General features: G+C 57.9%; 20 protein-coding genes and 1 pseudogene. 18 read left to right on the forward strand and 3 right to left on the reverse strand.

Annotated elements, in window-relative coordinates; all coding sequences use genetic code 11:
* The 8 genes and pseudogenes from AB5975_03230 (at nucleotide 1) to AB5975_03265 (ending at nucleotide 7,711) form a co-directional block, all read left to right on the forward strand.
* Nucleotides 1-649 (forward strand): annotated as a pseudogene (locus AB5975_03230) (PFL_4703 family integrating conjugative element protein).
* Complete coding sequence (locus tag AB5975_03235; protein ID XDR20962.1) at nucleotides 646-1,542, forward strand: TIGR03749 family integrating conjugative element protein; 897 nt, start codon at nucleotides 646-648, stop codon at nucleotides 1,540-1,542. The pseudogene AB5975_03230 and the gene AB5975_03235 overlap by 4 nt, the downstream one beginning before the upstream one ends.
* 140 nt (nucleotides 1,543-1,682) lie before the next feature.
* Nucleotides 1,683-3,020, forward strand: coding sequence for a TIGR03752 family integrating conjugative element protein (locus AB5975_03240; protein XDR20963.1), 1,338 nt, complete (start codon nucleotides 1,683-1,685; stop codon nucleotides 3,018-3,020).
* A complete protein-coding gene (locus AB5975_03245; GenBank protein XDR20964.1) occupies nucleotides 2,998-3,447 on the forward strand; it encodes a TIGR03751 family conjugal transfer lipoprotein in 450 nt (149 codons plus the stop codon). The genes AB5975_03240 and AB5975_03245 overlap by 23 nt, the downstream gene beginning before the upstream one ends.
* A 176-nt stretch (nucleotides 3,448-3,623) precedes the next feature.
* Nucleotides 3,624-6,440, forward strand: a complete 2,817-nt coding sequence (locus AB5975_03250; GenBank protein ID XDR22909.1) for a conjugative transfer ATPase — start codon at nucleotides 3,624-3,626, stop codon at nucleotides 6,438-6,440.
* Nucleotides 6,437-6,742 (forward strand): hypothetical protein, encoded by a 306-nt coding sequence (locus AB5975_03255; protein ID XDR20965.1) that lies wholly within the window; start codon nucleotides 6,437-6,439, stop codon nucleotides 6,740-6,742. Before AB5975_03250 ends, AB5975_03255 begins: the two co-directional genes overlap by 4 nt.
* On the forward strand, nucleotides 6,735-7,379 hold the full coding sequence (locus AB5975_03260) for a DsbA family protein (protein XDR20966.1): 645 nt from the start codon (nucleotides 6,735-6,737) through the stop codon (nucleotides 7,377-7,379). The genes AB5975_03255 and AB5975_03260 overlap by 8 nt, the downstream gene beginning before the upstream one ends.
* Before the next feature lie 8 nt (nucleotides 7,380-7,387).
* Nucleotides 7,388-7,711: a hypothetical protein gene (locus AB5975_03265; protein ID XDR20967.1), complete on the forward strand. Its 324-nt coding sequence runs from the start codon at nucleotides 7,388-7,390 to the stop codon at nucleotides 7,709-7,711.
* A gap of 316 nt (nucleotides 7,712-8,027) precedes the next feature.
* Here the strand turns inward: AB5975_03265 and AB5975_03270 are convergent, their stop codons facing one another.
* Complete coding sequence (locus AB5975_03270) at nucleotides 8,028-8,252, reverse strand: hypothetical protein (protein ID XDR20968.1); 225 nt, start codon at nucleotides 8,250-8,252, stop codon at nucleotides 8,028-8,030.
* Between the two features lie 67 nt (nucleotides 8,253-8,319).
* Complete coding sequence (locus tag AB5975_03275; protein ID XDR20969.1) at nucleotides 8,320-8,601, reverse strand: hypothetical protein; 282 nt, start codon at nucleotides 8,599-8,601, stop codon at nucleotides 8,320-8,322.
* A 230-nt stretch (nucleotides 8,602-8,831) separates the two neighbouring features.
* Here AB5975_03275 and AB5975_03280 point away from each other — a divergent pair, with 230 nt between their 5' ends.
* The 5 genes from AB5975_03280 to AB5975_03300 are packed head-to-tail and all read left to right on the forward strand — an operon-like array spanning nucleotide 8,832 to nucleotide 13,414.
* Nucleotides 8,832-9,212 carry a TIGR03757 family integrating conjugative element protein gene (locus tag AB5975_03280; protein ID XDR20970.1) on the forward strand — a complete coding sequence of 127 codons (381 nt, stop codon included), beginning with the start codon at nucleotides 8,832-8,834 and terminating at the stop codon, nucleotides 9,210-9,212.
* Complete coding sequence (locus AB5975_03285; GenBank protein ID XDR20971.1) at nucleotides 9,212-10,147, forward strand: TIGR03756 family integrating conjugative element protein; 936 nt, start codon at nucleotides 9,212-9,214, stop codon at nucleotides 10,145-10,147. The genes AB5975_03280 and AB5975_03285 overlap by 1 nt, the downstream gene beginning before the upstream one ends.
* A gap of 59 nt (nucleotides 10,148-10,206) precedes the next feature.
* On the forward strand, nucleotides 10,207-11,529 hold the full coding sequence (locus AB5975_03290) for an integrating conjugative element protein (GenBank protein ID XDR22910.1): 1,323 nt from the start codon (nucleotides 10,207-10,209) through the stop codon (nucleotides 11,527-11,529).
* A gap of 2 nt (nucleotides 11,530-11,531) precedes the next feature.
* The gene (locus AB5975_03295) at nucleotides 11,532-11,888 is read left to right on the forward strand and encodes a hypothetical protein (GenBank protein ID XDR20972.1); all 357 of its coding nucleotides are present in this window, start codon (nucleotides 11,532-11,534) and stop codon (nucleotides 11,886-11,888) included.
* The gene (locus tag AB5975_03300) at nucleotides 11,885-13,414 is read left to right on the forward strand and encodes a conjugal transfer protein TraG N-terminal domain-containing protein (protein XDR20973.1); all 1,530 of its coding nucleotides are present in this window, start codon (nucleotides 11,885-11,887) and stop codon (nucleotides 13,412-13,414) included. The genes AB5975_03295 and AB5975_03300 overlap by 4 nt, the downstream gene beginning before the upstream one ends.
* A gap of 39 nt (nucleotides 13,415-13,453) precedes the next feature.
* On the opposite strand, the gene AB5975_03305 is transcribed toward AB5975_03300, so the two are convergent.
* Nucleotides 13,454-13,804: a hypothetical protein gene (locus AB5975_03305; GenBank protein XDR20974.1), complete on the reverse strand. Its 351-nt coding sequence runs from the start codon at nucleotides 13,802-13,804 to the stop codon at nucleotides 13,454-13,456.
* Nucleotides 13,805-13,917: 113 nt separating this feature from the next.
* Here AB5975_03305 and AB5975_03310 point away from each other — a divergent pair, with 113 nt between their 5' ends.
* From AB5975_03310 to xerC, 5 genes are all read left to right on the forward strand, one after another.
* Nucleotides 13,918-14,199: a type II toxin-antitoxin system ParD family antitoxin gene (locus tag AB5975_03310; protein ID XDR20975.1), complete on the forward strand. Its 282-nt coding sequence runs from the start codon at nucleotides 13,918-13,920 to the stop codon at nucleotides 14,197-14,199.
* A 13-nt stretch (nucleotides 14,200-14,212) separates the two neighbouring features.
* Nucleotides 14,213-14,557, forward strand: coding sequence for a type II toxin-antitoxin system RelE/ParE family toxin (locus AB5975_03315; protein ID XDR22911.1), 345 nt, complete (start codon nucleotides 14,213-14,215; stop codon nucleotides 14,555-14,557).
* Nucleotides 14,558-14,670: 113 nt separating this feature from the next.
* The gene (locus tag AB5975_03320; GenBank protein XDR20976.1) at nucleotides 14,671-15,597 is read left to right on the forward strand and encodes a hypothetical protein; all 927 of its coding nucleotides are present in this window, start codon (nucleotides 14,671-14,673) and stop codon (nucleotides 15,595-15,597) included.
* 114 nt (nucleotides 15,598-15,711) lie between these two features.
* Complete coding sequence (mobH, locus tag AB5975_03325) at nucleotides 15,712-17,607, forward strand: MobH family relaxase (GenBank protein ID XDR20977.1); 1,896 nt, start codon at nucleotides 15,712-15,714, stop codon at nucleotides 17,605-17,607.
* Nucleotides 17,604-18,857, forward strand: coding sequence for a tyrosine recombinase XerC (gene xerC / locus AB5975_03330; protein ID XDR20978.1), 1,254 nt, complete (start codon nucleotides 17,604-17,606; stop codon nucleotides 18,855-18,857). Before mobH ends, xerC begins: the two co-directional genes overlap by 4 nt.
* The last annotated feature ends 184 nt before the right edge of the window (nucleotides 18,858-19,041 follow it).

Genomic DNA, 19,041 nt, shown 5'->3' on the forward strand with positions numbered 1-19,041 from the left:
ATGAGTTTTCGAAAACGAGTGGATGCTCAGCAAGCACACATTCTCAGCTTGCGAATCGCGGTAATTGTGCTGGGCGCAGTCAGCCTGTTCGCGTTTTACGGCTGGCACAAAGCCCCCGAAGACCTGACCGTGCATGTGCCGCCGGACCTCCGCTCCGGCAGTACTCGCAAATGGTGGGAGGTGCCACCAGAAAACGTGTATGCCTTCGGGTTCTATCTTCCAGCAGATGCAGCGCTGGGAGAAGAACGGGGACGACGACTACCAAGACAACATCGAGCGTCTGGCGTCCTACGTGACCCCTGGCTGCAAGGAGTACCTGCAGAAAGACTACGAGATGCGCCGTAACGCCGGTGAGCTGCGCCGCCGTGAACGGAATGTCTCAGAAATCCCGGGCCACGGGTTGACCGACCCTGGCGTGCTACGCGTGGAAGAAATCGGAATCAACGATTGGACAGTCAATCTGGATCTACTCGCTGACGAGTCGGTGAACGGCGAGCGGGTCAAGCGTGCAATGACGCGTTATCCACTGTCCATCGTCCGGGCCGACGTCAATCCAGAGAAAAATCCGTTCGGGTTGATGTGGAACTGCTATGCGTCCAACCCGCAGCGCATCGAGGTTGATCTGCAAGCAGCCGGGGTGAAACCATGAATCTGCGCGCGTGCCTCCTTGTTCTGGGCCTCTCTGCAGTTGCCAATGTGAAAGCGGTAGAGCTGCTGCTGTGGGACCGTATCCCCATGGCAATCCCGCTAATTGTCGGTCAAGAGCGCATTGTGTTCGTCGACCAGAACGTGCGGGTAGGCATGCCTCCGCAGCTTGTTGGCCAACTGCGGGTCCAGAGCACTGGCGGCGCCGTCTACCTGCTGGCCAGCCAAGAAATTCCACCGACCAGGCTGCAACTGCAGAATGTGGCCACTGGCGAGATCATGCTGGTGGATATTGCCGCGACACCAGCGGCAGAGGGCCAAGCCAAGCTCGAACCCGCGAAGATCGTCGCCGGCGCGGCCCCTTCTACCTACTACGGCGATACCACCTCGACGCGAGCTCCGACGAAGCGATCCGCGACGTCGGAGGAGGAGGAGGAGGATGTTCCGCCGGCACCGCGACATGAGACACCTGCGCCGGTGGCCCTGACCCGCTATGCGGCGCAAATGCTGTACGCCCCACTCCGGACCGTTGAGCCTGTCGCCGGCATCAGCCAGGTGCGTGTTGATCGAGCCCTGGACCTCAGCACCTTGTTGCCGGTATTACCGGTGGAAGCATCGGTGCTGGGGGCTTGGCGCCTCGACAACAGCTATGTCACGGCAGTCAAACTCAGAAACCTGAGTGCCCAGCAGTTGACGATGAATGCAACAGAGCTGATGGGCAACTTCTCCACGGCGACATTCCAGCACCCGTACCTCGGAGCTCGTGGAAATGCCAGCGATACCACCACGCTTTACCTGGTCACACAAGGAAAGGGGCTGAAAGAGGCCCTGCTGCCGTCTTCGGTCAGCCAAATTGATCCGAAAGCAGGAGGGCGCCGTGGGCAGTCTGAAAAGTAATCCACTCCTCAAGTACCTGCTCATCCCCGTGCTGATCGGCGCGCTCATCATCGTGTTCAAGGGGGGAGTAAAAAGAGGAGCCGAAGGCTCCTGAAGATAAACCGATCATCATCGGAGGCGACACCGCACGCAAGCTAGGGGTGGACGGTGATACTCCGGCCGACACCCTCCGCACGGTGGTCGCTGAAAGTCGGGAGGTGAAAGACCAGATCGCGAAGGTGCTGACCGACAACAAGGAACTGAAGGACCAGAATGCAGAGCTCCAGCTCCGGCTTTCGCGCATAGATCAGAATGTCGACAACAAGCTGAATGATGCGAAGGGCGAGCTGCAGGAGCAGGTGAAGAACCAAAGCGTGGGCCTGTTGGACCAGTTCCAGCGTCAGTTGGATAACCTATCGCAGAACCCAAATGCCGCTGGGCAGGACCTCCCCATTGGGCTCGGAGTGATGCCAGGTGACGGCGCGGGTTTCGACAAAGGGACGAAGTCCAATGGACTCGTATGGGTTGAACCCACCGATGCCACTGCCTTGGACGCTAGCGGTAAACCCCTTCAGCCCGGCTCCGCCCAGACGGCCAGTAGCTTCAATTTTCCCACCAGCTTTGGGAGCACCCTGGACAAAGGCCAAACAGTTCTCAGCGCGACGGCCCAGAACGTCGGCGCTGATTTGTCTCCCCAGGATGCCCGCAAGCAAGTACGCAAAGCCTATACCTTGCCCCAGAACTCGACCTTGATGGGGTCGGTGGCCATGTCGGCGCTCATTGGCCGCGTACCGATCGATGGAACAGTCAATGATCCCTTCCCTTTCAAGGTCCTGATCGGTCCGGACAACCTCACCGCAAACGGCATCGAGATACCTGACGTCGTCGGTGCTGTTGCCAGCGGTACCGCATCAGGCGACTGGACATTGTCCTGCGTGCGCGGGCAAGTCCGGAGCCTGACGTTCGTCTTCGCAGATGGCACGGTCCGATCGTTCCCTGCCCCGGCAGAAGAGGCCAACGGCAGCCAGAACAACAACCAGAACAGCAGCAACGGTAACGGGCAGCCAGCGATCCAGGGCGGACTCGGCTGGATCAGCGACTCCTACGGCATTCCTTGCATCTCCGGCGAGCGCCGATCCAACGCCAAGGAGTACTTGACCAACCAGTCCCTGGTGACGGCCGCGGGCGCCGGCATCGCCAAACTGTTGAAGGCTGATGAGCAAAATAGCTCCACTACCTTCAGCAGCGGAGGAACTTCATTCGGGACCACGGGCTCCTCGGGGAACTCCGCCATGGGCGCGATTCTGACCGGTGGGGTCAGCGACATCCGCTCCTGGATGAACAAGCTCTACGGCGAAGCTTTCGCCGCCGTGTACGTACAGCCCGGGGCGAAGGTCGCCGTCCACTTGGACCAGCAGCTCGCCATCGACTACGAGATCAAAGGCCGCAAGGTCGATTACAACGCCGGAGCCAACCATGTATCCGCAAACCTTGACTAAGCCCCGCCTGCAGGCCGGCGCCTGGCTCGTGCTCGCCCTCATTCTAGGCGGATGCACGACTGACAAAGACGAGCTGCTCCCCCACGGGGAAGCCAACATGATGGACGTGTGGCAACACGGCACGTCTGGCGGGAGCTCTGGCAGTTCCAACAGCAGAATGTTGCTGGATGCGCGCCAAGAGCTGCGCCGACCGCTCGATGAGGCTCAGGTGGCCCGCCAACAGGCAAGTGCTGACGCCTTCAACCGCACGCCCCAGAACGAAATTTACAGCCAGTTCAAGCGCCTCCCGAACCCTGATCTGGTGATGTACGTGTTCCCACACCTGGCTGGTACGGATCCAGTCCCAGTCCCGGGGTACACCACGGTGTTCCCGATGTATCAACGCGTGCAGTACGCCATGCCAGGCGAGCGGACGGAGGAGTACTGATGCAGTTCATAAGCAAATTGCTGGGCAAAGGCCCTGCAACGCCTATCGAGCCCGTGCTCGGCCAGCCGACAACCGATACCGACCTTGTCGACGACTATCCCGCAACAGCCAGTACTGTCATCAACGAAGAAGACCGCCAGGCTGCGAATGACCGGTACATAGCTCGCCTGGAGTCCATGGGCATCCCTTCACCCATCGACTGGCAAAACCCTAAACGTCGGCCGGCGACAAAAACTGACGTGGCGAGGATATACGAGGTCAACCCGTCGTTCGTGGACATGCTGCCATGGGCAGAATACCTGCCCGAGGAAGAGGCCATGCTCCTCGAGGATGGCATTTCCAGGGCGGCGTTTTTCGAGTTGATCCCGATCGGGACCGAGGGACGCTCCGACGACTGGCTTCAACAAGCTCGCGATGCGTTGCAAGGTGTCCTGCAGGACAGTTTCGACGAACTCGAGAGCTCTCACTGGGTAGTGCAGCTTTATGCCCAGGACGAAACGGACTGGACCGACTACCTGCAAAAACTCCAGGCCTACGTCCAGCCCCGGGCTGAGAACACGGATTTCACCAAGCTCTACCTCGCGCTGTTCCGCCACCACCTCGAGTCTATCTCCAAGCCAGGTGGATTGTTCGTCGACACGGCAGTCAGCAACCTCCCGTGGCGTGGTCAGACACGGAAAGTCCGCCTGGTGGTGTATCGCCGAGTAAAGAAACAGGACGTCGTGGTGCGCGGCCAGGAGCCTGCCGCCTACCTCAAAGCGATCTGCGACCGTCTTAAAGGATCCCTGGCCAACGCCGGCGTGACAACCAAACGCATGGATGGCCATGCGATCAAGCGTTGGCTCGTAGGCTGGTTCAATCCACACCCAGATCACCTGGGGTCGACTGAGCGCGATATCCGACGTTTCTACGAAGAGGTGTGCCAGCCAGCCCGCGAGTTGCAAGAGGGTGAGCTGCCGGTGGCGAGCGGCACCGACTTCTCGGAGAACTTGTTCTACAGAGAACCGCGCTCGGATATCGACAGCGGTCTCTGGTCGTTCGACGGCATGCCGCACCGGGTTGTGATGCTGGATCGCCTGAAAAATGCCCCCCTCACTGGGCATCTGACCGGTGAGACCAAGCAGGCCGACTCATTGAACTCGCTGTTCGACCGGCTGCCGGAGGATACCGTGTTGTGCATCACCATGGTGCCGACCCCGCAGGATCTGCTGGAAGGGCATCTCGAACAGCTATCCAGGAAGGCTATCGGGGATACCCAGGCGTCCAGTCACACCCGGGATGACGTTGAAACGGCGCGGTCCCTTCTCGGACGAAAGCACAAGCTCTACCGGGGAAGTGTCGCGTTTTTCCTCCGTGGTCAGAATAAAGCCGTGCTCGAGGAGCGCACGACTAGCTTGTGCAACGTGCTCCTCGGCGCCGGCATGCAACCAGTCCAGTCACAGGACGAGGTAGCTCCTCTAAACAGCTACCTGCGCTGGTTGCCATGCAACTTCGACCCGAATGAAAACCGCGCCTTGGATTGGTACACCCAGCTTATGTTCACCCAGCACATCGCCAATCTGGCTCCAGTCTGGGGGCGCTCCACTGGCACAGGTAACCCGGGCTTCACCCTTTCCAATCGAGGGGGGGCAGCGCTGACCTTCGATCCGCTGAACAAGCTCGACCGACAAATGAACGCGCACTTGTTCTTGTTCGGCCCCACCGGCGCGGGTAAATCTGCCACAGCCAACTACCTGATCATGCAGGCCATTGCGCTCTACCGCCCTCGACTCTTCATCATCGAGGCCGGCAACAGCTTCGGCCTGCTGGGCGATTTCGCCAAGCGGCTTGGCCTGACCGTCAACCGGGTACGGCTCGCTCCGGGTAGCGGCGTGAGCCTCGCCCCGTTCGTCGACGCCGTGCAGCTCGTAAAAAACAAGGACCAGGTCAAGGTCTTGGATGCCTCGGACGTGGATGCATCGGACCAGCACCTGACCGACGCACTGGCGGGGATGGAGGACGAACAGAGGGACATCCTGGGCGAGCTGGAGATCACAGCCCGCCTGATGATCACTGGCGGCGAATCGAAGGAGGATGCGCGACTCACTCGGGCCGACCGCAGTGCCATCCGGCAGTGCATCATCAACGCCGCCGAGCTGTGCGTAAGTAAAAACCGTCCGGTGTTGACTGAAGACATCAGCGCAGCGCTGCAGGCGATGGCCAGCGACGACAAGCTCCCTGAAAGCCGGCGCAACCGGTTCATGGAGATGGCCGAGGCCATGGGGATGTTCACCATGGGCACCGAGGCTGAGATGTTCAACCGTCCTGGTACCGCCTGGCCGGAAGCTGACATCACAATCGTCGACTTGGCCACCTACGCTCGTGAGGGCTATCAAGCCCAGATGGCCATCGCCTACATCTCCCTGCTGAACACCATCAACAACATCGCAGAGCGGGACCAGTTCAAAGGCCGACCACTCATTGCCTTCACCGACGAAGGCCACATCCCATTGAAGGTGCCACTGCTCTCCCCGTATTCGGTGAAGATCACCAAGATGTGGCGAAAACTAGGTGCCTGGTACTGGATGGCAACCCAGAACGTTGACGACATCCCTCCAGAAGCATCCGCCCTGCTGAACATGATCGAGTGGTGGATCTGCTTGAACATGCCGCCTGACGAGGTGGAGAAAATCGCGCGTTTTCGTGAGCTCACGCCGGCGCAGAAGACGATGATGCTCTCGGCACGAAAGGAAAACGGCAAGTTCACCGAGGGCATCGTCCTGGCCAAGCGGATCGAGATGCTGTTCCGTGTGGTGCCACCCAGCCTGTGCCTTGCTCTGGCCATGACCGAGCCAGAAGAAAAGCGGCAGCGTTACGAAACCATGCAGGCGCTCGGCTGCGATGAGCTACACGCAGCACTGCAGGTGGCCGCGGACCTGGACCACAAACGCGGTATCACTCCCTATCCCATCACCTTACCCGAATCAAAGAAGGCCGTGGAGCGCGTGGCATGAGAGTCATGAATACCCTGACCCAGAACATCATTGATAGCCTGACCCAGCTGCTCAAAGAGCCCGGGCACGACACACTCCAGTCATTGTCGGTTTGCGCACCAGTGCTCATTGACGAGCTGCAACAGATCAAAAATAACGCCCTCGATCGTCGCGACATCATTCCGCTGGTTCAGTCCGTGTTGGATGAGTGGCTGAAGGAGCACCCTCAGCCTGACGGAGCCATTCACGATCTACAGGCCGCCCTGCAGAAGCTCGGCCAGCCTGAGGTCCCCCCTCATGCTCGGGGGGATGAGCATGCGTAAGAACAGGCTCAAACTCATCGTGGTCGGCATCATCGCGATCACTGGCCTCGGCGCTGGCTGGCTGCTGGCAAAGAACAACAGCGCACGCCCCGCCGATGAGACCTGGTATTTCGGTCCGTCCAGTGCCCGCTGGGTGATCACGGAGTACGCCGATCTGGAATGCCCATACTGCAGGGCATACACGCCACAACTGAAGCGATGGGTGAGCGAGCAAGAGAACGTGAAGCTCGCTTGGCATCACTTCCCTCTCGATAGTCATGGCCCTGCAGCAGTATCAGAGGCAAGGCTCGTTCAATGCGCGGGTTCATTGGGCGGGGCTTCGGCGTTCTGGGAAGCGATCGACCAGGTCCTGCTGCGCACACGTGGCAATGGCCAGGGGCTCGCTGATGAGTTGGAGGTACCTGGCATCTCTGCAGAAGGTCTTTCCACTTGCGCGAGGACAAGACTGGATATCCGAGCAGCCATTGAACAGCAATTGGCTGTGGCCAAGGGCCGGGGCATTGCCGCTACCCCTACGATCGAGGTCACCGACAGTTTGACGGGGCACAGCATGCGCCTGGAAGGTCCCGTGGATAGCGCCACACTGCTGTCGGTCGTGGATGACCTCGCAGCCCAGGCCACTGCGAGCAAGGAGTAGCCAGGGTAATGATCAAGATCACGGTCTCCCGCATCGACAATAATGACGAAGAAAGCAATCTACCAAGCAGGTTCTTCCCAAGCGCAGGCTCTGGCCATGGATGGTTTCAGCTTGAGTCGACCGGGGAAGAATTCCCCTCACACGATGAGCTGAGCTGGGCTCTCCAGGAGTGGAACGACGACTGCGTGCTCATGGACTATGACGCGACCACAGGCAAAGGTCGGTTCGTAATAGTCGACTGGTATGCCCCAGCGCCCGGGACCGTGATCGAGCTGCAGCTCGATATGAACCTGGAAGAACTTGATCCAGGTGACGAGGAATGGTTCGACTAGTTCACATTCTTGTAACGACCTGAGATCCGAGGGGAACGGACTTCCCTTCGCCCAGTCTCTGTCGGTGTGATTGTGGAGGTGAACGGGATGATGGAACTACAAGGTTTCGCCAGTAGACACAGCTTTTTGAGTGTTCAACTTGAAAAGCTCTATCAGCAGCTATCCGACTCACACGATGCCGTCGGCTTGTCGGCCTCCGTGACGCAACTCAACAACGATATTTGTGAACTGCAGCGGGATGTCATGGAGGCAGTAATACTTCGAAACCGATCATCCGCCGCAGTGACTTGGGCATCAGCGACCGGATACCCACAACTCACTCACGCTCTCGACGATCATGAGGATCTGGAGGAAGTGTGATGGTCAGCGTGAAACTACCGGTGAGACCCTGACGCAGTTCCTGAGGCATCCAATAGGCAAACTGCACCAGCCACGCGCCATCCTGCAGGCGATGGGTCTCCTGCCGAAACTTCTCAACCGATGCCTCATCAATCCCAAGAATGGCCGCCACTTCTTGGTTGGTGGGTATGGCGTCCTTCACCAGCCTGCCTCCTTGCGTCAAACCGGTATAGAAAATACTCCAGTGCCACCTGAGCGCCATCAACCGCTTATCGGTTGGCGAGTTTATCGCTCTCAATCCAAGAATGAGCGCGTTTAAGGGCCCAGGTCATCGCAGCCGTCATAGTCTGCCCTTTGCAGTCCATATGGCCCTCTTCGAGCAAAAGCTTTCCATCCAGAGCATAGATACCGAGAAATAGCTGAGTCAGGTGCTCGCGAGAGACCCGCACCTGAATGTTAATGAGGGAGCCGTCGGCCATCCGCTCATCGAAGTTCCTGAAGTGCAGATCGGGATCCGCCCACTCCCAGAATACTTGTCCTCTTTTGCGCATGTCCGTTCCAGTGTAAGTGCTGATCCGGGCAGTATGGAGTCACCTCAACGAGTCTGCCAGACCGAAAACGCCTCGCTTACGCCCGTGTGGGGATTCACCGAGAAATCCAAGTACCGTCAGATATCTATTTCCTACTGCGCCTGGCGGGCCGATCCGTTTTCCTGTACCCGTCCCCACTTCAGGTGCAGCCTCATGTTCAATATCCCCCGCCTTCATCGCGAGTGATCCCGTTGTTCGTCGCCGCGCTGGCCACCGGTACCGCGCATGCCGAGACCTGGGCCATCACAGACGCGGCGCACCCACTCACCTCCGTACCGGCAGATGTGCGTGTCATCAAGCTCGATGATCAACAGCGCATCGAGGAGCAGTTGTCCAGGAAGCTACCACCCAACCCGCACCAAGCCGCGCTCGCCGCTAGGCAACTAATGGGCACGCCGGCCGGAGCTGCCCTTATGCAACAGCTAGCTGCCGCTCAGCAGGGCAATGCCGATGCCTGGAGTGTTGGGGTCTCGAAGGTGCCGGCAGTCGTTGTCGATCGCCGGTTTGTGATCTACGGCCAACCCGACGTGGCTGCTGCCATTCAGGCAATCAACCAGGCAAGGGGACGATGATGAGACGAATCTCGCGACTCACCTTGGCTGGGCTTCTAACCTCGGCGCTACCTTTCTCAGCCTACGCGGCCATCAGCTCAGCGGCGATTCTCGCCTCCACCACCTCGCCTACCTGCTTGGAATACAAAGTAGTCGGCATCTGCTACTGGCTGCTCTGCACACCCGTTGGCTGCACGGTCAAAACCTCAACCAAAGTCCGGCACTACATTCCGGACGCAGTGGTATCCGCCTATGCCAACACAGGGGGGAATCCGTGGACAGAGGTAAGCCCCATGGGGGCGCCGAATGCGACGGCGCAAGCCGGTAATGATGGGACTACCAACCACAACGCCGAGAACAACATCACCAAGTTCAAGGAGGCTGACGTCATCGGCCACCCTGGAGCTGCGGTATTCAGCCGATTTGTAAGCTCTTTTGGCTATTCCTGCCACGGCGCGACGACCCCCTACGTGCCCTACATGCTCAGCACCCTGGACACCCTCGCATGGCGGTACGGGGTTCCCGAATCCGTCTATCCAGAGGCCCTGATCCCCGGCATGCGGGAGGTCGGTGGACTTCTCTCGGCCGACATGTGGGGGAGCGTCTACCCACGGAGCGGGTTCATCCACCAGGTCGACGACTTCAAGGCCGGTGCAGTCATCGCCCAGCGTGCCGGTGACATCACGACGCGGGTAGGACAACCCCACGTATACCTGCCTATGCGCTCCCTGCCGGAGCCTGGCTACTGGCCTGCCGGGGAACTGAAAGAAGGTGATGCCAGCACAGGCAAGTGGCAGGAGCTGACGCCAACCATCAGCCCTACCTGCGCCGTGTTCCCCTCCCCTGGCCCGAATGCCGATGCAGTCGACGAAGCCTATGCCTGGGCCCTGTGGCGGCCCTATTCATGCTGCCAGCGCAAAGGCCAGACCTTCCTGGGAAGCACTGACTTCCAATGAGATAAGACCTGGAGAGCTATATGAACAAATTTACCATCGCCATCATTCTCGCTACTGGCATGGGCAGTACCTGGTGTATGGCTGAGGCCGCCGACCCAATCAAGGTGGAGTCCCAGGGCAGCGTGATCGGGGACGACGTGCTCTACAGTATCGGCGGCGGCAGCGCTGTCCAGATGGGCAGCGCTGGCCAGATGGAAAGCATCACCGTCGGCGCCGGCTGGCAGAACAACCTGGTCTGCGGAAACATGGACCTCAGCAACACCCTGCAGAACCAGCTGAACGGCGCAACACAGGGCTTCCAACAGATCATGGGCAGCGTCATCCAGAACGCGACCGGCGCTGTCACGTCGTTGCCGGCACTGATCCTGCAGCGGGCAAATCCCGCCCTCTACAACCTGCTGACCAACGGGATCCTGCAGGCGCGCCTCGACTACGACCGATCGAAGGGAACCTGCAGGGCGATGGCCGAACGGATGGCCGACATTGCCGGCGGCCAGATGGGGTGGGGCAAGGTTGCCGAAGGTCAGAAGATGGGGCAAGCCCTGGCATCGAGCAACGATGCCGTGGCAGTGGTCGACAAGGTCGAGCAAGCACCAGGATCGAACGGCGTGACTTGGGTCGGCGGTAAACAGGCCGGTGGCAATGGGCAGCAGCCCATCAAAGTGGTTGGGGATGTTGCCAAAGCAGGCTACAACCTCCTCAACAATCGCGCAGCTCAGGACACCTCGAGCATCCCGCAGTCCAGCTGCTCCAATGGACTGGTATGCGGCAGTTGGGAGTCTCCGGCCGAAGCCGCCCAGTTCGCAAACCGGGTCCTGGGTGAACAGCAGCTACAGACCTGTGAAGGATGCACGACTACATCGACTCCGGGTGTGGGCTTGACCCCGCTGATCCAGGAAACATACGACAAGAAGCTCGCGGCCCTGCAGGAGCTCTTGAAGCCCGGGACCCAGATCACCTCCGAGAAGCTGCGTGAAGCAAGCAGTGACTCCCTCCCCATTACCCGCGGCGTAGTTACTGCCCTTCGTGACGAGCGGGATCAGGCGGTGTTGGCCTCCCGCCTGGCATCCGAGGTCGCCTTGGCTGATGTCCTGGAGAAAGGTCTGCTGCTGCAGCGCATGCTGATTACAGGCAGCAAGGAACCCAACGTGAATGCGAACAAGCTCGCCGTTGAGGCCACACTCGGCCAGGTCGACACGCTTCAGCAACTCATCACCAACCTCAAGACCGAGCTCGACATGCGGCAGCAGCTCGCCAACAACTCTCCGATGAAGATCATCGAGCGCAGCAAGTCGCGCGCCGAAAGTTCCCGCTCGATCTACGAAGCGGCGCCTGAACAGGATCGCCTGATTCAGCTGCAGAAGCCTGCCGGCAAGGAGTGACCATGGCGGAAGATGTCGAGAAAAAAGCCCACCCCCTCAAAGTCCTCCTGGGAGGCGTGTTATTGAGCGTGGTGATGCTGTTGCTGAGCGTGTTGCTCGGCGTCATCGCGGTCAATCATCTGGGCGTGTTCGACACCTGGTTGAAGTGGCGTGAGGGCAATTACCTGCCACTGTTGCTATGGCGACTCGCCCTCTATGGCAGCATCGTCTTCGCGTGGGTGAAGCTCAAGGCGCGTCTGCCTGGGAGCGACGAAGATCAGTCGTCCAAGGGGGTTCAGCGGATCGAGTTCCTGGTACTCCTGTTGTTCGTGATCATCGAGATCTCGAAGGCGCCAATCACCTGGTCGGAGGTCCTATGACGCTCTATACGAACGACTACCTCGAGTATTACCTCACCCTGGTAGGGTGGATCATCAACAACGGGATCTGGGACATGATTTCGGACACGGGCCTTTTCGCCCTGCCCTTTATCATCATCGTGGCCCGTGAGTGGATCAAAGTCCGAGGAGAAGGCGCTGACGAGGGCAACAAGGGGGTGCTGTCCCTGGCTCGCATTGAAACCCAGCTGTACGTTGGGTATGTGGTTGTTTCACTGTGTGCTGTGCCAGCCATCTCCGTGGGATTTGACACTCTGCAGTTCGACCAGGCGCGAGGGAAGCAGTGCCAGGTACTGACGCCGGCGCCCTCGGAGACAGGCTGGAACACCACCTTCAGCTCGTTGGCCGGCAAGAGCGCGAAGGTGCCGGTGTGGTGGGCGCTCGTACACGCGCTGTCCAAGGGGTTGAATAGCGGCGCTGTTGCAGCAATCCCCTGCGGTACAGATCTCAGGCAAATGCGCATGGAGGTCGACGCGATGAGGATCGGCAATCCTCTGCTCGCGCAGGAGGTGGCAGACTTCACCCATGATTGCTTCGGCCCTTCCCGCGCGCGCCTGTTCATGCGTCAGCCCGACATTGGGTCGATCGCCAAAGACCAGAAGGCCCTACAGGACCTGAACTGGATCGGGTCCCACTACCTGCTGAACACGGCTGGTTACTACGACACGGATTACTCCAGAACACCCCGTACATCCTGGCCGTATGACACGAAACGAGATGATGGCATGCCCCAGGTTACCGGTGGTGGTGGGTATCCCACTTGCAAACAGTGGTGGTCTGACGGGAACATCGGCCTGCGGGACCGACTGAAAGCCCAAGTCGATCCTAGTTTGCTGAACCAGTTCCTCGGGTGGGCAAAGTGGCTGTCCCAGGAGGAAGTCACCGACTCGATGATTCGCCAGCTCGTGTCGCCTTCTAGCCAGGTCAACGGCGACGTCTACACCGATTATGGTGGACAGGTCGATGGAACCGTCTGGAACGGCCTTGCACGTGCAGGCGGAACATTGGGGGTCGCCGTCGGGTCGCTGGCCTTCTTCCCGGCGATGGACATGGTGCGCCAAGCCTTACCGATGGTAGTGGCCTTCCTCAAGATGGCCATGGTCATCAGCATTCCACTGGTGCTGATAATCGGTGCGTATCAACTGAAAGTTGCCATGACCATGTCAGTAACAATGTTCGCGTTAATATTTGTAGACTTTTGGTTCCAACTGGCAAGATGGGTCGACAGCACAATCATCGACGTTTTGTATGGTTCGGGCTCACCACACCTATCCTTTGATCCAGTGATGGGCTTGAACACCACCACTCAAGACGCGATTCTGAACTTCGTCATGGGTTCGATGTTCATCATCCTCCCGACCTTCTGGATAGTTGCTCTCGGCTGGGCTGGAGTGCAAACAGGGACGATCCTTAACGGTCTAACCAAAGGAACCGACGCTGTAGGAAAAGCTGGCAGCGAAGGGGGACAAATGGCTCAGAAGGCAGTGAAGTCAATCGGTGGGCAGTAGCGTTGATAAAAGCTTGGTCCTTTACTGAGACCAAGCTTTTCAAGGAAGATCCCGATCAAGACCGTCAGTACGCTCGCCCCACATATTGAGAGGGCAGCCCATAACTCCGTCCCGACCATAGGGGGCTTCTTTATCCTCGGAGAACATATCAACCTTATCCAGGTCAGCTTTGGAAAGTGCGTACAGGCCGAGAGCAAGTGAAATGACCGTCAGCAGCACCGACATAAGCCAGCTTATCGAGTTGGCTAAAATGAGCGCAATTACCATGGCGAGGACTACCCGCTTAACCCAACGGACTGTCGGATTCAAGTCATGCATGCAGAAGCGCGCCACACCTCCCAGGGCCCGGCCTAAGCGGAAGGCAATCGAGTGTTTGGCGGCTGCAGTCATGATTCAATCTCCTTGCCCTATGAGAGCATCTTGCCATCAGATATACGACAGCTTTGGCATTTTCGCAAGGGGTATGGCATAAAACGCCATCACCACTCATCAGGTTCACATCCATGGCCACCCACAATGTCGTCGTTCCACAGCCAATGGAGCAGTCCATTGATGACCTAGTCAGCACGGGTCGTTACCAGAACTTCAGCGAGGTCGTGCGTGCAGGCATCCGGATGCTGCTTGAGCATGAAGCAGCTGAGGCAGCCAGACTCGAAGCGCTGCGCAACGCAACATCAGTGGGCATCATGCAGGTCGAAGCAGGCCAATACGATGAAATCGATCCGGCCAATCTGGCAGCCTACCTCAATAATCTTGGAAGACTGGCGGGCGAAAAGCATGAGTAGGGCCATGGTTCGCATGTCCCCCCAGGCATGCATCGACATCGCCGATACGCTTCGCTTCACTGAGGTGAGGCTCGGTCAGTCCGTCAGGAGTCGGTATCAAGACCTGCTACAGCAGACGTTCCTCGCCCTAGCTGAACAGCCGACGCCGGTAGACAGCAAAATGCGTGATGAGCTTTCCCCGGGCCTTCGTAGCCTGCATCTGTCATTCAACGTGCTGCAGATGACTGACGGCCGCGTGATTAGACCTCGACATATCGTGTTCTACCGAGCTGGGACAGATCAAATCGTTGAGATACTACGAGTCCTCCACGATGCTATGGAGGTCGCACAGAATTTGAAACACCTGCATCAGCAGTAAAGGGTAAATGGCTCAACAGAAAATGGGCTTGAATGGATAATGGAATGGATCACAAGGGTAAAAGCCTTACCTGAAAGGGCCCAAAAACTGAAAGGGCGTCAAGGAGTTAGTCGATGAGTTTCTTAGGGAAAATGGTCCGCCTTGCGACGGTACACCCCCCGTTCATAAACAGCATGAGCAAGGACTTTAGAGACGAAGCAAATGCAGCTTTCGCCGCAAAGCTTAAACGTAGCAAGTTATACATGATCGGGGCTAGGCCACGGACAGAGTTTGGCGATGTACGAATCGTCGACACAGTAAATGACATTGCCCGGATAGAAATTAAGTTAGCAGGAGAGACAGTTGACTGGGGCTATATTAATCTGCAAGCAAATGTACCCCTTGGGGGAGCGGTACATGCGGCCTGGGACGACCAAATAATTCAGATCGGACACAACCGTCCAGGTCCTGGTGAGAAGATGCACTCACACACCTGGTATACCCCCGATTCAGTATACTGGGAAAAATCTAGGGGGAACCCAAACTTACAAGGATTCAACAATCACGCCATTGTTTGCAACTACGACCTACTTTATGTTGGGATAGCAAACAAGCAGGATAGTTTCGAGCGACTGCTAAATAAAGCTCATCAAGGTCGTGTTGAGATCCTTACAGAAGAACAGATTCGCTACCCAACCCCATCGAATCGAGTTTCAGACGAAATCGTATTATTCTTCTTCGACATTGATCCACTTATTATTCAGACATGGGCGCCTGAGGATGAAATGGATGACATGGTTTTGGATATTAATAGCTCGCGCACTATAGCAGATGCCGAAAAAGCATTTGTTAGCCTACTGAAACCCGAGTACAACAATGTTCAATTCAAAGAGTATCCAAGAGGAAAGGATGGCCTTTACGGTTCGGGCTTCAACGTCTATCAATACGTAATATTTGAAAATTTCACTTTTAACACACCATCTGGAACGTTTAATGGCTCAAGAAACGAATTTGGGCTGGGTAGCTCCGGGCACACCATCGTCGTAGAGGGGACAACGTGACCCTCTACCCTCCCGAATGATGGCCATCTGCCAAGAAATCCGTTCCCCTCGGAATTCGCTTTACCGTTGATGCCATCTTGGCATTAAGAGAAAAGCCCGCTCCATGCACACCCCATGGAGCACCCTATGCAACTCCTCTCCTGGTTGAGCCGCAAACCGGCTAAACCAACACCAGAAGCCTCACCACAGGGCTTCCATCTGCCGGCGAAGGCTACTGCTCTCCTGCAGAGCCCACTCCGTCAGCAGCTCCTGGAGAACATCTGGCGCCGGGCTTCGCTCTCACGAGCTCAGTTCAATACCCTCTACCTTAAACCGCTCGAGCGCTACGCTGAGCTGGTGCAGCTGCTCCCTGCCTCTGAAAACCATCACCATGCCCACCTTGGCGGACTCCTGGACCACGGCCTGGAGATCGTGGCCTATGCCCTAAAGATCCGGCAGACGCACCTTCTGCCAATAGGCGCTCCACCGGAGTCCCAATCCGCTCAAGCAGAAGCCTGGACTGCAGCGGCCGCCTACGGCGCGTTGCTACACGACTTGGGGAAGATCGCTGTTGACCTCCGCGTCGAGCTCGAAGATGGCCGCGCATGGCACCCATGGCACGGCCCGATCAACCGCCCCTACCGGTTCAAGTATGTGAAAGGTAGGGAGTACCAACTGCACGGGGCTGCTTCAGCTCTTGTGTACATGCAAGTCCTGGACACCGGAATCCTGGACTGGCTCAGCGGTTTCCCTGAATTATGGAAGCAACTGATCTACCTTCTCGCCGGCCAGTACGAGCACGCCGGCATCCTCGGCGAAATGGTGATCCAGGCGGATAAAGCTTCCGTTGCCCAGCAACTGGGAGGCAATCCTGAACGCGCGCTGGCGGCCCCAAAGCAATCGCTGCAGCGACAACTGGCCGACGGTCTGCGATTCCTGGTGCGAGAAAAACTCAAGCTCAATCAGCCAGATGGACCGGCAGATGGTTGGCTGACGCAAGATGCGCTTTGGCTGGTGAGTAAGCCAGCAGCAGACCAGCTCCGGGCATACTTGCTGACCCAGGGTATTGAGGGAGTGCCAACCTCCAATGCTCCGTTCTTCAACATGCTGCAGGACCAGGCAATCATCCAGACCAATGCCCAGGATAAGGCGATCTGGAAAGCCACCATCGATAACGGCCGCGGTTGGAAGAACAGCTTCACCTTCTTAAAGGTCTCGCCGGTACTCGTCTGGCCGAATCCGGACGAACGCCCCCCTCTATACGGTGGCAGCCTCACCCTGGACCAGGAACCGGAGACAGTCGCGCAGGCGGGCACCAGTGCGGAAACCGTCTGTGCGGTACCGGATGAGCCAGTCGCCCCCTCGGGCGATGCAACTCAACCGCCGGCACGACCTCGAGCCCTAGTCCAGCCAACTCCAACCGAAGGGATCCGATCATCTGAGCGCGAAGAATTACTGTCACTGTATAGTAATATCACTGCGCCATCAGAAGAGCTAAGTGCTAGCCCAGGCTCAGCAGCCGCCTCCCCTCCTCAGCAAGGACTCGAAGAGGTAGAGCCGGCTGACGATTCTCTAGCAGCCACAGCAAGGAATGCTGCAATAAAAGATGTCACCACCATGCCTACGAGTAGTTCGCTGGGAGGAGCTTTCATCGCCTGGCTCAAAGCCGGGGTCGCCTCCCACAAATTGATCATCAACGATACCAAGGCCCTGATTCACACCGTCGACGACACAGCAATGCTCGTTACCCCTGGGATCTTCAAGCGATATGTGCTTGAGCACCCGGAGCTTGAGAGGATCGTCGGTAAACCGGGGACAGCGGCCTGGCAGCATGTACAACGCGCATTTGAGAAAGAGAAGAGCCACCAGAAAACCAGCAAGCAGCTGAACATCTGGACCTACGATGTAGTAGGCCCACGGAAGACCACGCAGCTGAGGGGCTACTTGCTTCTTGATCCGAAGCTGATCTTTGCTGAGCAGCCCCTGAACAACCCAAGCTTGCGACGAGTGACGGAAGGGGCCGCTGAATGACGCCCCAGAAATTGCTCCGGGAATACCTCGTCGATCACGACCTCCGGCCTGCCAGCGCGAAAATCTACGGCGCGGCAATGAAGAAGCTGGAAAAGAACTTCGGTAACGCTGTTGATGTGGAGACCATCGATCGACGGGACGTCCTTGCCTTAAGGAACAAGCTGATTGAAGGAGGTCTGTCGAAGCGCAGCTGGAACACTTACTCCAATCACCTCCGAACAATATGGGGGTACGGCATCGAGTACGGGATTCTTCCCAACACCGATGTGAACCCATTCAAGAAGACGACGGTAATTGCACCGAAGCGACAGAGCAAAATCATTGCCGGCGAAGCGATCGTCCGTGCAAGGCGGTGGCTCAGAAGTCTTGCTGACCAGGAGGAGTCGACTGGGGACCGGGCCAGAATCACACCAGCGTGGTTCTGGCTGGCAACTTTCGAGATGTTCTACTACACCGGCATACGGCTGAATGCACTGCTATGCATCCGGCTCAAGGATGTGGACTGGGATCGACGGCTGGTTCTCGTCCGCGGCGAAACCGAAAAAACACACCGCGAGTTTCGCATTCCCATCATGGATGGGCTAGCGCCGCACATTCAGCGCCTCGTCGATGAAGCTCGTCGAGCGGGCTTTGCCGCCGATGACCAGCTGTTCAACGTCAATCGTTTCTCCCGCCATTACAAGCGGCATGAAATGAACTCGGACCAGGTCGAGGCGATGTACAAGAAGCTGATCATCAGGCTCGGGGTGCGGATGACTCCGCACCGGTTCAGGCACACGCTTGCAACCGATCTGATGAAGCAGCCGGAAAGAAACATCCACCTGACCAAGAACCTGCTGAACCATTCGAACATCGCAACCACTATGAGCTACATCGAAGCCGACTATGACCACATGCGAGACGTACTGCACGAGCGCAGCATGCAGCAGGGGGCATTGAGGCTTGTACGTCGGGTGGATGAATGTAGTGCACCAAATTCGCGTCCTGGTGAAAGCGGTACCCGCACAGAGCCTGGTCGACGAATAACGATCGAAGAAGATGATCAAGGAGGTGGCTGCTCGGCACCAGAACGTCTGCTGATTGAGTTCAGGCAGAGCTGTGCCAGTGCTTTGCTACCGCCCGAAGATCTCTTTCAACCAAGCCTTCTGTTCAGCCTGATGGCATCGACAACAGGGTCTACACCTTTTGCTCGATCTCATTCTGCTGTCGCAGGCACTGTGTACAACGCCCGTGCCTCCCCGAAGTTCTGAACCGACGAATGGCAATGAGCCACTACATGGTTAGCTGAAGCAGGGCAGATAGCACATAACTGTTCCAGGTCACTGGTGCTAGGAAACTGGCGCCATGCCTTTGGCTGCGCGTGTTTTGGAGACGTCGCGAAGCGAGGTTTCGCGGAGGTGAGCAGCCCGCAAATCCCCTAAGTCATTGAGTTTT

Origin of the sequence: Pseudomonas putida (genome assembly GCA_041071465.1) — a bacterium.
GTDB classification, from domain to species: domain Bacteria; phylum Pseudomonadota; class Gammaproteobacteria; order Pseudomonadales; family Pseudomonadaceae; genus Aquipseudomonas; species Aquipseudomonas putida_P.

What these genes read in the sequence shown, in the direction of transcription:
- AB5975_03235 (XDR20962.1), top strand. Translation starts at nt 646, where the DNA reads ATGAATCTGCGCGCGTGCCTCCTTGTTCTGGGCCTCTCTGCAGTTGCC.
- AB5975_03245 (XDR20964.1), top strand. Translation starts at nt 2,998, where the DNA reads ATGTATCCGCAAACCTTGACTAAGCCCCGCCTGCAGGCCGGCGCCTGG.
- AB5975_03305 (XDR20974.1), bottom strand. Translation starts at nt 13,804, where the DNA reads ATGACTGCAGCCGCCAAACACTCGATTGCCTTCCGCTTAGGCCGGGCC.
- AB5975_03320 (XDR20976.1), top strand. Translation starts at nt 14,671, where the DNA reads ATGAGTTTCTTAGGGAAAATGGTCCGCCTTGCGACGGTACACCCCCCG.
- AB5975_03260 (XDR20966.1), top strand. Translation starts at nt 6,735, where the DNA reads ATGCGTAAGAACAGGCTCAAACTCATCGTGGTCGGCATCATCGCGATC.
- AB5975_03255 (XDR20965.1), top strand. Translation starts at nt 6,437, where the DNA reads ATGAGAGTCATGAATACCCTGACCCAGAACATCATTGATAGCCTGACC.
- AB5975_03290 (XDR22910.1), top strand. Translation starts at nt 10,207, where the DNA reads ATGGGCAGTACCTGGTGTATGGCTGAGGCCGCCGACCCAATCAAGGTG.
- AB5975_03275 (XDR20969.1), bottom strand. Translation starts at nt 8,601, where the DNA reads ATGCGCAAAAGAGGACAAGTATTCTGGGAGTGGGCGGATCCCGATCTG.
- AB5975_03310 (XDR20975.1), top strand. Translation starts at nt 13,918, where the DNA reads ATGGCCACCCACAATGTCGTCGTTCCACAGCCAATGGAGCAGTCCATT.
- AB5975_03250 (XDR22909.1), top strand. Translation starts at nt 3,624, where the DNA reads ATGGGCATCCCTTCACCCATCGACTGGCAAAACCCTAAACGTCGGCCG.
- AB5975_03285 (XDR20971.1), top strand. Translation starts at nt 9,212, where the DNA reads ATGAGACGAATCTCGCGACTCACCTTGGCTGGGCTTCTAACCTCGGCG.
- mobH (XDR20977.1), top strand. Translation starts at nt 15,712, where the DNA reads ATGGAGCACCCTATGCAACTCCTCTCCTGGTTGAGCCGCAAACCGGCT.
- AB5975_03265 (XDR20967.1), top strand. Translation starts at nt 7,388, where the DNA reads ATGATCAAGATCACGGTCTCCCGCATCGACAATAATGACGAAGAAAGC.
- AB5975_03295 (XDR20972.1), top strand. Translation starts at nt 11,532, where the DNA reads ATGGCGGAAGATGTCGAGAAAAAAGCCCACCCCCTCAAAGTCCTCCTG.
- AB5975_03315 (XDR22911.1), top strand. Translation starts at nt 14,213, where the DNA reads ATGTCCCCCCAGGCATGCATCGACATCGCCGATACGCTTCGCTTCACT.
- xerC (XDR20978.1), top strand. Translation starts at nt 17,604, where the DNA reads ATGACGCCCCAGAAATTGCTCCGGGAATACCTCGTCGATCACGACCTC.
- AB5975_03300 (XDR20973.1), top strand. Translation starts at nt 11,885, where the DNA reads ATGACGCTCTATACGAACGACTACCTCGAGTATTACCTCACCCTGGTA.